The organism is Vibrio sp. YQ_11 (genome assembly GCF_043103065.1).
GTDB classification, from domain to species: Bacteria; Pseudomonadota; Gammaproteobacteria; order Enterobacterales; family Vibrionaceae; genus Vibrio; species Vibrio parahaemolyticus.
In genome coordinates, this window is sequence record NZ_JBICJM010000011.1 from 1 (window position 1) to 12,919 (window position 12,919).

Genomic DNA, 12,919 nt, shown 5'->3' on the forward strand with positions numbered 1-12,919 from the left:
AGAACTGACCACCTTTCTTACCTTCAGCAAGCGCAAACTGGCCTAAGAAGTATTCGTAAATATGACCAAGAATATCTTTACTATTAAGCGACTTATGATTGAATGGGATGGTCGCAATTAGGTTAATCAGTTCATTCAGTTTTGCCTGATCAATTTTTAGCGATGCGTAGTGCTTGTTGAGGACACCTTTAAGCTTCTGGTTATCGCGCTCAATGCCTTCCAGAGCATTATCAATCAGATGCCCTACAGACGTAATTTTCTTCGTCTTACCATCAATAACCAAATCGGCACCACCAATGACCATCGGGGCATTGTCTTGCAGGAACTTCCAACGAGATTCTGTCGGCAGCCAAAACACGTTTTTCTCTTTGTAGTAATCGCGCTGTTCCAGCTCAATCGCGATTTCTTGTTCAAGTTCTTCAGCCGTGTAACCTTCGGGGTCGAGGAAGTACTCGTGATCAGGGTTAGCAAAGTCTTGTTTTAGTTCTTCTTGGCGAAGCGTGAAGGCGTCAGACACGTATTTAACGAAAATTAAGCCAAGCACCGCATGTTTGTATTGAGAGGCATCAAGTGATGCACGGAGTTTGTCTGCGGCTGTCCAGAGCTTGCTTTCTAGCTCTTTCAGGAATAGTTGTTCTTGTTCGTTCATTGCTGATTTCTTGAATTCGAAAAATTTACCTTATGATACCAGTAACTAAGCAAACTTCCTTGAGTTCTGCCTTACTTAACAGTGATTTTTATGAAGTAAGGAGCACATTATGGTTGCTTGGAATAAAGGAAAAAGAGTTGGGCAGAAGAAAGCGTTCAAATTGGAAGACATTTGGCGAATCCGTATTCGGTTGGAGCTTGAGGAACGGTTATTTGAATTGGCGCTGTTTAACCTTGCCATCGATAGCAAACTCAGAGCATGTGACTTGCGTAACCTAAAGGTACAAGACGTTAGCCGCAGTGGCTGTGTGATGTCACGAGCGATTGTGAAGCAGCAGAAAACCCATCAAGAAGTGCACTTCGAGATCACGCCTAAGACCCAACAAACCTTATCTCAATGGATTATCCTGAATGGTCTGACACCAACAGACTACGTATTCCCAAGCCCACGCCGTGAAGGACAACCAATCTCTTACCATTACTACACGACTATGGTTAACCGATGGGTGACTGATATCGGTTTAGATAAAACTCAATACGGCACGCACTCGCTACGACGAACTAAAGCTTCTTTGATCTACGCCAAAACCAAGAACTTACGCGCTATCCAGTTACTTCTTGGTCATGCTAAGTTAGAAAGCACGATTGAATACCTTGGTGTTGAGATTGAAGATGCGCTAAGGATTTCAGAGAGTTGTGAGACTTAAGGGTTCCAAATTGTATTTATATAAATTTCAAAGAGTTGACAAATACTCAGTAGTAAACCTGCTGAATACATGCCTTTATTTTGCGAAACCTGCAAACTTGAACGACCCTACAGAGTCGCTCTTTGAATTAGAACTCCCAAATCGGGATGATAAATACTGTCCCGACTTAGAACATTTCAAAAACATCGCAGCTCTATCTATGGCTGTCGATATGAAACGTCCATACGAGCTATCCGACTCCTTGTTCCATTGGTCTTATTATGCAGATGGGCTAAGAGGCTTCTGTATGGTTTTTGATAAGCAGAGACTTGTTGAAGAATTCAACGATGAGACTTTAGTCCATGATTATATAGGCTATCAGCCTATTTCGAACATTCTCATCGGCGATAACCTAATTACTGAAGAATCGGGACTAGAGGAAGTTCCGGGAAAAAACTTCAAACATGACAACTTTGGAAGACTAGTCACCTCAGCATATATGAACAAACCTGACAGCTATGCAAATGAAAAGGAATATCGATTCATTAAAACTGGGGATGGCGAACTAAAGTACAATCACTTAAATTCTCTTCGAGAAGTGATTATTGGCTCTAAGATGTCCGACCATGACCGAAAGCTATTGGAAAGTATCATCAAGTTGACTGGCCAAGATTCAAAAATCAAGTACGCCAATATACGAAAGAATCGCTATCAAGTTTTCATAGAGCCAGAGCTGCGCCGCTAGCATCGACGTTATCTTGATGGTGACTAAGAGGTGCTGTCTCGATCTGAGGGGTATGGTGGCATAACCAAAACCTAGGGATAAATGACTCAGAAATTATCCAACACCTCCTTGTGCTTACGAGTTACGCGGACAAAAGAAACTTTAAAGTTTCTTTTGTCCGCGGTATAATTTCCTTTAGTAGTTAAATATTACTTGGAGATATTATGAGAATTACAGAAAAACGATTAAGTCTTCTTCTTGATCTAAAACCAAGAATAAGTGACCAAGCTAGACAAGCATTGATAGACATTATTTGTCACCAAAAAAAATTAACGGATATCGCAGAACAATATGATCTGAGTCCTCAAGGGATAAGAAAAAATATCAGAGAGCTTGAGATCCTAGATTTAAAAGTATCATCATCATATGACAGTAGTTTATTTTTTTCGGAATACGCTCATCGACTATGTATGAATGAGTATCCATATGTGGAAGCTATCACACTTCTTTCAAGTGTATGTCGCTCTTTAGGTGGAGAGGTAAATCACAATCGTAATAATGGTGATTATACCTTTACACTCGATGATATGATCTATGTTACTTACCTTAATGATTTCGATGACCCAGTTCGACCTTGGGGAATAGACTCTTACCTAAAATAACAGAATGTTAACGCACTTAGCCTATTTGTGCGGATTCCGATTTACTTGAACATCCATTCCGGTTTTATTTGAACACCTTGGGGGAATGGGTGTTCAGATCCGGTCGGAATATGCAATTTGAAACAAAACTTAATTACGGCAGCAATTTCTAAGGCGCTTTTGTCCCAATCCAATCGGAAGGCAGCACTCATTTTTTAGCTGAAAGTGAATGTCATTATACGTGTTGCGCGATTCTTAACAGTGGTATCACAAAATCATGAAGTTGCTTCTCTATAGATTCTACTGTTGTTAGCGTACTCGGCAATATAGTTGACATTGGAGCCTCGATATCAACGACCGGATCTGTCCCATGAGTTCTGCCTACTGTCCTCTTACAAATGGATACTTCCGATCCGAAATCAAGTCGTTTCACGGCTTGATAAATATCTTCTTGTCTATTTGGATTCGCTGTAAGTCGAACAAGGAAACGTTCAGGCTTAATAGGATTCACGTAAACCACACTAGCTAGACTTGCATTTTCATGCTCAAAATACCGCTCAACAATGTCACCAACGCCAATTTTCCAGCCGCCTTGCTGCGCCTGAGCCTCCGTCGTCCCCCAGAACTTAGAGAAATTTTCACGATGCTCTCTTGGAGCTTGTCGAGATAAATCCCCTATAGTTGGGTTAGGAGGAACAAAACCCATAAACTCAAAGCCGATCTTCAATTCTTGCACTAGCGGGTTCCTATCATCGATCAATAGTTCATAAAAGTCTCGCCAGAGAAAATGCTGCCTATTTTGCGGCTTTACATACCTAGGGTGATTTAAAACAGTCGCTGAAGGCGCTTTCAAACTAGTACGAATGTAGAGAACCCCGTCCACATCAAGTTGAAGATACCGCTCAAGCTGAGGCATAAAGTCAGTGTCCTCATTACCTTCAGTTTCCATCGCATCCAGTTTATTTTCACAAAGAAATACACTACCGTCGTCAAACGTGAGTTTCATATCTGGACGGCAGTTAGGATAAGCACATTGAGTTTCAACCGATAACAACGCTTTAGTACATTGCTCACCGAGTACCTGTCGCACAAATGCTAAACGAAATTGCTCTGATGAATTAAGGCATGCTGCCAAAAATTCAGTAAGGTGATCTTCTCGTGCTTGGGTCAATTTTTGGGTATTTCGAAATAGACTCATATTCCACTATGTTTGATATATTAATGCTCTTAGCATAAGGCAAGGGTGAGTAAAAGATTGGGACATGAAACTAAGAATCGTCAATAAGATCAGTGATACTGACTCGCTTTTGTCCCCCGAGTGGACTAAATCACCCAGTGTCGTAGACCTGAAGCAAGAGCTAAAGGATAGACCTACTACAACTGTAACGGTTACTGAACCAAGCAAAGGCTTCAACTTCTTCACTCCATTCAAGACAGAAGAACAACTCAAAAAAGCATACAAGAGCTTATCTCTTGCGTATCACCCTGACAGAGGCGGTGACACAGAGATAATGAAAGAGCTTAACGACCAATACAAAGCTGCTTCAGCTAACTAAATAACTGGAACTAACTTACTGGAAAAAGTGCTCTGCTATGGAGTTGGACGCTAAAGGCAGTATTTACAAAAATGCGGCGAATTCGACTCGACAGTTTCGGATAGGGCTATCCGAGTATTTTCTCTCATTGCAAGCGGTGTGAGAGCTGACCAATCACATGTGGGATGTGTGTAGTTTTACAGCTTTAAAATAAGAGCCTGTTATATAAGAGCTTCCGATTAGTATTATCCCATATTTGATTGTGATCTCATGGGCTGGCAGCTTCGTTCTATCTATGTTCACCTTCAGGCAGTCCCTGCACGAAATCAACCAATCGCTAGATAACTCTGGTTCTGACGATTTGATAGATAGAGTTAGCTCACACTCTTTTTCACCAAGGCTGGCATTTACTACATGAAACAAGTTCATTCTGTCTTCAGAGTTTAGCTTATCAATATACCGAACAAATTCCTCCACTTTAGGCTCCTTCTTAGAATTCAGTAACGATGGATTAAAACAGAGATTTCTTTAAATCCAAACTGATTTATGTTTCCAAACTACCTTTAGAAGGTAGGCTTTGGTGTGTGTAATGGTGCGTATGATGGTGGCTTTGATGTGATGGACGCACCTCCCTTCTAACATTGCTGTACCACACTACAGGTACAGCCATTAACGGGCGATGAGCGAATTTTAGAGCGGGTGTTCTATGGCGCTTTTGTTCCGAATAAGACTAGAAATCCCGGAGTCGTAAGAAGGTTCTGGACAAAATGAGATAGTCCAGAGCTATCTCCACTCGTTGTCAATCGAAACTGTCTGTAATCAGGCGCATCTGGAAACTAGTATTTAAGATACAATTAACTCGGATAAACCGTCTTCTTTTCTGCTCAGGAATTTGTTAACTCATTGGTAAGCCAAGCTTGTCGAAGAATGCCTTATTACGCTCTTTCGCCATGTTAACTAAGCGATCAAACGAAATAACTTCGATATATGCCTTAAAGCCTTTGTTGTAACCGAAGTAACCTAGATGGTCATGAGTCACTTGCAGGTCTAGCATCTTACATCTCTTAAGCAAAGATGGAGTGAGATCAGCAATCACGTAGCAATAACCCGGAATGTCACTAGCATGTGGAATAGGACGACCTTGAGGTGTTTTCGTTTCACCATCTCTCACTCGCTCTAGGTAGCCAAGTGCTTGCTCGATTGGGTCTTTATCTTCTCCAGCCTTAACATCATTACGCATAGGACGTTTTATTTCGACCACGGTAATTGAAGCAAGCGGCATCGACTTCTTATCCGATACGAGCATTGGGTTATCATAGATGTTCATAGCCAGTAAATCAGGTTCTTTACCACTGTCAGTATCTACAATAGGCATAGTAGTGAGTGGTTTATCGGATGCTAGGTAGTTGTGAAATGCTAAACGCTCATCAACTAGCCATAGGTTGCAAGAGTCCAAGAATACTTCACTAGAGTCTTTTCTCATCGGCATGATTAGCTCATGGATGATTTCTTCTTTGGCATACTTACCATCAGAAGTACGCTCGATAGACTTTTCTAGCAAATCGATAATCACTTTACGATGCGATACGTAATTAGCTAGGTCGGACTTTTTCAAGTCTTCTACTTTTTGTAAATAGCTCTGGATACGTTCTTCATACTCTTCCGCTTGCTCATTGCGTTTCGGAGTCATAATTTGTTGACCTTCGCATAGCAACTGACGCTCGACTGCATACCACTGCTCATGAAGGTGTAATTCAACATCTTTATCAGACTTATCCGGATCAATAATCAGGTCTTTTTCTTCGATGTAGTTGGTAATTGGACGATAACGAGGAGCTTGGGTCACGATGTACTCATCAATCCTACGCTTACCCGCTGAGATATTCTTTTCTAGGACATCTTCAAGGTAAGCTTGCGCTCTCTTAAGAACATCTTCACGAATTACCTTTAATGAAAGCTCTTGCTCAGCAAAGAGGCCATCGAAGCTTTCCGCTATTTCAAATGATGTTCGTTCTGCCCGCACGTTGTCATCCAAAAACTTAGACGATACATAACAGGTATAAACAAACTCTCCTGAGTCATCAGAAATCTTCTGATAGAGACCCGGAAGTTTGCCTTGAATTCCTTCTTCTTTTACCAAACGGTTAGCCGCACATAAAGACAGTTGGTGCTTCTTGTTAACCGAAGCCCTGAACTTGATGTGTGTAAGCTCAAACGTCTCACCAAGAATTTCAATCTGTTCATGTGCTGCCTGTGAGTGCATGTGAGCATCAAACAACTGATATAAACTGATGGTTTCTGAACCATCTTCAACAAAGATCTGAGGCACACCACCTTCACGAACAAAGTACCACAGACAGTGCTCTAGAAGGGCATTGGCAATTGTTTCAGTACCTGATGGGACTGCTTTTCTATACGCCTTATCAAAATCATGAAGTGTTATTACAGAGCCAGTTTGATTCTGCTTTGATGCTGTAACCTTATCACGATGTACACCGTTGCTACTGTTAAAGGCGAACTCACGGTGGCTAAAATTATCTTGTTCAGAAAAGACGCTTGATACACTTACTTGGTCAAATGCCTTAAGCCACAATAAGCGACCAACACCACGGCACCCTTTATCTATCTTGTGGTCAGAGTCTAAGGTCTGGAAGGAGTTAAAGTTTACGTTATTGAAGCCACAGCCATTGTCTGCGACCTTAAATCCAAGAATAGGCGCACAAGACGCACCACCAATATCCATCTCTCCTTGTGGTTCACGGATAATGGTTAGAGTGATTTTGCCTTGGTCTGTGTTGCCTTTTTCTTCAATAGAGTGAATAGAGTTAACAACCGCCTCAAACACTGGCATCAAGCCATGATTTCTTGGCAAAGAGGTATTTCTTAGTCGACCTCTAAGGTTCGTGTGCAAGCTCATCGCCAGCCCCTTGAATTTAATATAATGATTTTAATTTTAGATTAGGAAAAGCATGTTATTGCATAACTGGTTATAGATTAAGTTAAATTCTCAAATTTGCCGGATTTCATTGTCATTTTGGTAGCTAGCTTCTCAATACTAAACTTTATCTACAAAGGCGCTTTTGTCCCTGAGTAATACTATACACCGATTAATTGAAAAGAGGGGACGTCTCCATCCCCTCTAAGCCTATCCATAGTACGTATCGTCCATACTGTAACCACCAAGTTTTGATAGAGCTTCGCTTTCTTCTTCTGTATGCGGGGTATTTAACATTCTGAAATACTCACCCATTTTCATTTGAAATGCTGCACTTTCGATAACCTCTCTAGGTACATCAGGAAGCTTTGAAGAAAAAATGTCAATAATCGCAGTTTGAAGTTGATCATCATCACAGAACAAATATAGCTCTTCAGAAGTATCGGAGGTATGACAAGACTTTGCGAAAAAGGTGAGGTCACTATGGCCTTTATGGCCTAAAGCGTGAGAAAGCCAATCATTTCTCTTGAAAGCTGAAATTAGAGAAGTTTCTGTGTAGTGGCATAGTGAATTTGGCCACCTTATTTGAGTTTAAGAGTACGGCCACCTTTAGCCACTTTATCCAAGCATTCTTAACAAAAAAATAACAGCTTTTGAGCTGAACACCGTTTCTCATCATTTGATGAATTGTCTTCTTGAACATTTAGATTATTGTGCTCTAGACTAAAGCAGTGTGATACATCATTGGCCTCATGTGCGTGATAACAAGCATGAGGCTGTTGATTTTGTTTTCCCAATGCTCTAATTGCATTAACCTTCTTGAGCTTCTGCTACTAGCTTCAGTAACTTAGCAGCCAGATACGCAGAGTTGTCCTGCTTGTATACCGTAATGCTGTCGCAATACTGGACTACAACATTGCCATTTTTTCCCATAACCACAGAGGCTAGCGCCTTCTCCTGTAGGATTGTTTGCATAAATCTGATGGAGCCTTCTTCAAATTCTTCTTGTTGTTTATCATCATTCATAACTTTACCTGTTCGATAGCTCGGATTTGACGCAATAGTTGTGGTGTTACCCCCTTATTCGATGGGCTTTTTAAATGCAGGTGTTGCAGATGATTCAGTTCCCAGTAATACAAATCCCCACAACTGCGCCACTCACTGACACGAGCTATCTCAACGTGTTTTCGTATGCGTGCAATATGGTTATCACTCCCCATTCTTAATTTTCCAGTCCAGTCGATATCAGGAGCAAGGGATGAGCGCCTAAAAATGTTTCTATCACTAATTAATTTCCATGCACCTTTAGGTTCTACTGGATAAATTAACATCCCTGCTAATTTGGCAGCCTGCTCTAGAAGCCTTGCAGACAGGGGATCGTGTGGTATTGACTCCATCACCTCTAAGCTTTTTTTATAATCACCTGATCGGTATGCATCGCGTATAGACTCAATACTGTTGATAAAGCGTCCTGAGTATAGGAGCGAGAACGCGTTGATATATAGAACCCTCATGAGGGTCTCCTTACTGAAATAGGTTTACTATGTATGTATCGAAAACAAAGTTGCTTTTATTCTATTTATTATCGTATGCACTAATATGAAAAAGACTATTAAAAACAATGACTTGAAATGACACCTTGTTACAGTATACTCATATTTCTTACTCATGGGAATGCCGTACCTTTGTGTTAACAGCAATCAATGTGTTCAAAAAAGAAGCAGACATTCCTACCATGTAAATGTTTTGGTTTATTGATAGGATTCATATGAAAAGCATTAAATTTTCTAACGACAATATTTTGCAGCTAGCTAAAAGTAATGAAGCACTTGAGCAGATTCCATTGTTGCTTAAAAAACGTTATGGCAATCAGATGGCAGATATTTGGGCATTTGGAGTTATAACTGGGCTACGTATCGTTGATATGCTGAATATCAGGTTTGAGAACATATCAGGCGATAAACTAACTATAAAATTGGGTGAAAAAGGCAAAAAAAAACATGAAGTAGCTTTATCATCTGAAGCGCAGAAAATTATCAGATCAATAAAAAATAAACATCCAAAATCAAAGTACCTCTTTCAGTCTCATGCTAGGGGCGTTGGGATTAATAAGCCGATAACAGCACGGTCAGTGCACATCGCTTTTAAAGAGGTAGGCGAGAGCTTAAGCATCTCACTTGCTCCTCATATGATGCGTCATATATATGCAATGCGTTTTTTCAAATCATTTGCCCCCTCAGAGCTTGCTGGGACATTGAGTCACTCTTCAGTTGCCAGCACCATTTATTATTTAGGTAGAGGTGGAAAAGGCTTTCATTCTTTGCCACACAACTGAGGCGTAGGGATTATTAATATGGCGAGCTGTGGTGATAGTAACCATCAGAGCGAAGCCCCCCTACCAAGAAAAAATATGGCTCTTATTGCGAGACCCATTAATCATTCTTCAATACTTTGTGTACTTCCATAACTCAATTTGAGCTAGTCGCTTGGCACGGCTAGCATCAAATGCCTCAACGCAACGCCTATCCCAATTTTATTTCTGAATTCAAAGCAATCGACGATTGTTTTTTCAACACCCTTTCCCCTAACCTTTATGCCATCAATTTCGACGGTATTAACAAAAAAAATACATTAAACTGTCTGTGCACCTGATGACTGTGATATTAGGGTCGTCTCCGCATGTTGCTTGATCTCGACTATTGATAGCTAACCATAGTCGAAGTGAGCTGAGTGGCTAAATCATGAAACCTGTTAATGTGACCTCATGCCTCTATGATACATCTCGTCATACATTTCGTATCGAGCGTCTGATTTAACCGTTACATTATCCAGCTTAACAACAACCAAATACAACCTTTAAGTTATATTTATATAAATTGGGTTGCTATATGAAAAAATTTTAAATAGAATCCATTCATACCTTTTAGAGAAAGGGTTAACAAAAAATACCGGACGGACAGTATGTAAAGGGAAATACAAAAATACCCCACATAACAGTTCAAGTCTGGGAGGGGCCACCAAATTTCTAAAGGCGTAGCAGGTTAGTACCTACTACGCCTTTTTTGTATCTGATGGTTTTAAGTGTTGCTATGGGTACACCGTTGGCATCTGAGCTCATCTTCTTATCCCCCTTGTAAACTCTTTTGCTTCAACCCTTTCAACTCTCTTAACCATCTGCTCGATAAAATTCGTGCTCTACAGCCCTTGTGACCTTCAAATGATCCCTCAATGTTTTAGTCGTTGACCGTTTATATATTCCTGATAGGATAGCCGTATGGACGTCTAAATATAAAATGGAGTTACGATGACAAATTTAGGTCACATCAAAAAGTTATCTTGGGTTCTCGCTGCTGCGCTCAGCTTAAGTGCCTGCGGAGAAAAAGATAATTCAGTAATCAAAGTCGGAGCTACGGTTGGGCCACATGCACAAGTAGTTGAAGCAGTAGCGAAAGAAGCGGCAAAACAAGGGCTAAATGTTGAAGTCATCGAGTTCTCTGATTACGTGACACCTAACGCCGCGCTGAGTGACGGTAGCATCGATATTAACAGCTACCAACACCAACCTTTTTTGGATAATTTCAACAGCAGTCATAACTCTCAGCTCGTTTCAATTGGCCAATCTATCTTGATGCGCATGGGGATTTATTCCAATAAATACCGTTCGTTAGAAGAGTTACCAAACCGTGCCAGAATTGCCATTCCAAACGACCCAACTAATGGAGGCCGAGGGCTGTTACTACTCGCTGATGCGGGCTTGATTGAGCTTAAACCAGGTGTTGGCCATAAAGCCGCGTTAACCGATATTAAGAGCAATCAAAAAGAACTGGAGTTCGTTGAGGTAGATGCGGCGCAGCTGCCAAGAACGCTGGATGACGTTGATGCCGCAGCTATTACGATGAATTACGTGATGTCTTCAGGCTTAGACCCTAAGAAGCAAAGTATTTTCCTAGAGTCCAAAGACGCACCTCTCGCTGTTATGGTTATTGCGACTCGTGAAGCCGACAGAAACAACGAGGCTTACAAGAAGTTCGTCTCTATTTACCAATCCCAAGAAATTCGCGACTTCCTTGATAGCACTTTCAAAGGAACGATTGAACCAGCCTTTTAAGTAAGAATTAATCCTTGAGCAAGCTATCTTGCTTAGAGAGACAAAACGACAGAGGCTCATGAAAAAAAGCGTGAGCCTCTGTCGTATCAAATGGTATCAATCGTACTTGGAGTTAGATTATCGGTTTTCTGCTTCTAATTTTAGCGCGATATAGTTTTGTGCGGCGGTAACCAAATCAGAACGATTGATGATCTTCCATAGGAAAAATGGCGGGATTAAGAATGCAATGAAATAAAACGACTCATGAAAAAAGATCTGAGCAATTGCATCTTGATGTTCCCACAACGCCGTAAGCGCGAAAAGATCGAGCATCACGCCGAGCACACCAAAAACAACTGAAACCACGATAGCTAATCCTAGTAGCTCTCGAATAAAAAATTTGTATGCCATCATACTAATTCCTTCTAGCAATATTCGACCTTACGTTACGCCCCTCATCACCTATCTATTTTGATTATTATCAACTTCATTTCACTACGAATAAGAACTTAGTTTTATAAAAAAACGCTTGTAGAAATGGGAAAAGTGGTTGCTAAGCAACCATTGAGAATACAAAAGAGCCATGGAAAGGAAAACAATGCAGAGCTAAATACGCTCCACATTGTTTATACAAACATATTGGATAGCAGGATGCTAAATTCGATTCAAAGGGACTTGGTTATACGCAAGTAACTTGCGATATTGCTTTGGGCTAAAACCATGGCTTTCCTTAAACTTCTTACAAAAATACGAAGTACTATTAAAGCCAGAAAGCATTGAAATTTCATCCACACTTAAACTGGTATTCGTGATAAGTATGGTCGCATAGTCTAACCGAGCGTTAGAGATGATCTGCCCCATGCTCGTTTGGTTGTCTTTGAGCTTTCTATTTAGAGTAGATTTTGACGTGTAAGTTAACTTACAGACTTCCTCCAATGACCATTTCTTTTTAAGATCTTTACTTACCAGTCGGTATATCTTTTTTTCTAGAGGGTCGTAGTTATATAAAACTCGGTTGTTTTTGATTTTTTCTAACCTAGATCCAATGAGTTCGATGATAGTTTCTCGATTTGTTAAATTTAACTTTTCCACCTCAATATAAGCGTTAATTAAACTTGTTACTTTATCTTGCTTACAATTTAAATTGATACCATTAATATGATAAAGACTCACCTTTATTGATTTATTTTCATTTGAGTTAAATGAAAACCTCACCATTACTTTAGAAGGAATAAAAATAGCTTCGTTGGGTTTTACTTTGGTAATATTATTTTGAAAAGATAATATCCCATCACCATCCACACTGACGATATGATTGTGTCGAGTAAAAATAGCACCTTCAACCTGATGACCTAAGTTTATAGATCTCTCCCTAATCATTGTTATTCCTGTATAGCTTTACTTATATTTTTTAAGGTTATTATTTTTCGCTAAAGATCTAACTGAGAGGAAATAAAAATGGCGTTGTTATTCATTAGCGTTTGTTAAATTAGAAGTTTACATGCATTCTTGAGTGTAAACAACATTCAACCAAGCATAACTAACAGCAATAAATAAGTAAATGACTATAGATTATGGTAAGCAATCTTAGTTTTCAATCGTAGAGTTTCATAGTAAATCTAACAATACTGATTGATAATGGTTCTGATTTTTCTTACCAGAT

14 protein-coding genes are annotated in these 12,919 nt (G+C 40.1%); 6 read left to right on the forward strand and 8 right to left on the reverse strand.

Annotation, left to right across the window (positions count from 1 at the left end; all coding sequences use genetic code 11):
- Positions 1–649 (reverse strand): type I restriction-modification system subunit M N-terminal domain-containing protein (locus ACF8EG_RS08280; RefSeq protein WP_392419358.1); only part of this gene is annotated, 649 nt, incomplete at its 3' end.
- A 109-nt stretch (positions 650–758) separates the two neighbouring features.
- Between ACF8EG_RS08280 and ACF8EG_RS08285 the strand changes: the two genes are divergently transcribed.
- The 3 genes from ACF8EG_RS08285 (at position 759) to ACF8EG_RS08295 (ending at position 2,720) form a co-directional block, all read left to right on the forward strand.
- Positions 759–1,355 (forward strand): tyrosine-type recombinase/integrase, encoded by a 597-nt coding sequence (locus ACF8EG_RS08285; protein ID WP_140284035.1) that lies wholly within the window; start codon positions 759–761, stop codon positions 1,353–1,355.
- A gap of 211 nt (positions 1,356–1,566) precedes the next feature.
- Positions 1,567–2,079 carry a DUF2971 domain-containing protein gene (locus ACF8EG_RS08290; protein ID WP_392419359.1) on the forward strand — a complete coding sequence of 171 codons (513 nt, stop codon included), beginning with the start codon at positions 1,567–1,569 and terminating at the stop codon, positions 2,077–2,079.
- Positions 2,080–2,282: 203 nt separating this feature from the next.
- Positions 2,283–2,720, forward strand: coding sequence for a hypothetical protein (locus ACF8EG_RS08295; protein ID WP_392419360.1), 438 nt, complete (start codon positions 2,283–2,285; stop codon positions 2,718–2,720).
- A gap of 214 nt (positions 2,721–2,934) precedes the next feature.
- Here the strand turns inward: ACF8EG_RS08295 and ACF8EG_RS08300 are convergent, their stop codons facing one another.
- Positions 2,935–3,897, reverse strand: coding sequence for a hypothetical protein (locus tag ACF8EG_RS08300; RefSeq protein ID WP_284634002.1), 963 nt, complete (start codon positions 3,895–3,897; stop codon positions 2,935–2,937).
- A gap of 64 nt (positions 3,898–3,961) precedes the next feature.
- Between ACF8EG_RS08300 and ACF8EG_RS08305 the strand changes: the two genes are divergently transcribed.
- A complete protein-coding gene (locus ACF8EG_RS08305) occupies positions 3,962–4,255 on the forward strand; it encodes a hypothetical protein (protein WP_392419362.1) in 294 nt (97 codons plus the stop codon).
- An 874-nt stretch (positions 4,256–5,129) separates the two neighbouring features.
- On the opposite strand, the gene ACF8EG_RS08310 is transcribed toward ACF8EG_RS08305, so the two are convergent.
- The 4 genes from ACF8EG_RS08310 to ACF8EG_RS08325 form a co-directional block, all read right to left on the reverse strand.
- The gene (locus tag ACF8EG_RS08310; RefSeq protein WP_392419364.1) at positions 5,130–7,151 is read right to left on the reverse strand and encodes an ATP-binding protein; all 2,022 of its coding nucleotides are present in this window, start codon (positions 7,149–7,151) and stop codon (positions 5,130–5,132) included.
- A gap of 228 nt (positions 7,152–7,379) precedes the next feature.
- Complete coding sequence (locus tag ACF8EG_RS08315) at positions 7,380–7,592, reverse strand: hypothetical protein (RefSeq protein ID WP_392419366.1); 213 nt, start codon at positions 7,590–7,592, stop codon at positions 7,380–7,382.
- Between the two features lie 387 nt (positions 7,593–7,979).
- Positions 7,980–8,195: a hypothetical protein gene (locus tag ACF8EG_RS08320; RefSeq protein WP_025794853.1), complete on the reverse strand. Its 216-nt coding sequence runs from the start codon at positions 8,193–8,195 to the stop codon at positions 7,980–7,982.
- Positions 8,192–8,683 (reverse strand): hypothetical protein, encoded by a 492-nt coding sequence (locus ACF8EG_RS08325; protein ID WP_392419367.1) that lies wholly within the window; start codon positions 8,681–8,683, stop codon positions 8,192–8,194. The genes ACF8EG_RS08320 and ACF8EG_RS08325 overlap by 4 nt, the downstream gene beginning before the upstream one ends.
- Positions 8,684–8,937: 254 nt before the next feature.
- On the opposite strand from ACF8EG_RS08325, the gene ACF8EG_RS08330 reads away from it, so the two are divergent.
- Together ACF8EG_RS08330 and ACF8EG_RS08335 are read left to right on the forward strand one after the other, a co-directional pair.
- On the forward strand, positions 8,938–9,504 hold the full coding sequence (locus ACF8EG_RS08330; RefSeq protein WP_392419368.1) for a tyrosine-type recombinase/integrase: 567 nt from the start codon (positions 8,938–8,940) through the stop codon (positions 9,502–9,504).
- A 969-nt stretch (positions 9,505–10,473) separates the two neighbouring features.
- Positions 10,474–11,277: a MetQ/NlpA family ABC transporter substrate-binding protein gene (locus ACF8EG_RS08335; RefSeq protein WP_021450160.1), complete on the forward strand. Its 804-nt coding sequence runs from the start codon at positions 10,474–10,476 to the stop codon at positions 11,275–11,277.
- Between the two features lie 117 nt (positions 11,278–11,394).
- Here ACF8EG_RS08335 and ACF8EG_RS08340 read toward each other — a convergent pair whose 3' ends face one another.
- Positions 11,395–11,667 carry a hypothetical protein gene (locus ACF8EG_RS08340; RefSeq protein WP_005497023.1) on the reverse strand — a complete coding sequence of 91 codons (273 nt, stop codon included), beginning with the start codon at positions 11,665–11,667 and terminating at the stop codon, positions 11,395–11,397.
- A 243-nt stretch (positions 11,668–11,910) separates the two neighbouring features.
- The gene (locus ACF8EG_RS08345) at positions 11,911–12,636 is read right to left on the reverse strand and encodes a helix-turn-helix transcriptional regulator (protein WP_005453784.1); all 726 of its coding nucleotides are present in this window, start codon (positions 12,634–12,636) and stop codon (positions 11,911–11,913) included.
- Between the last annotated feature and the right edge of the window lie 283 nt (positions 12,637–12,919).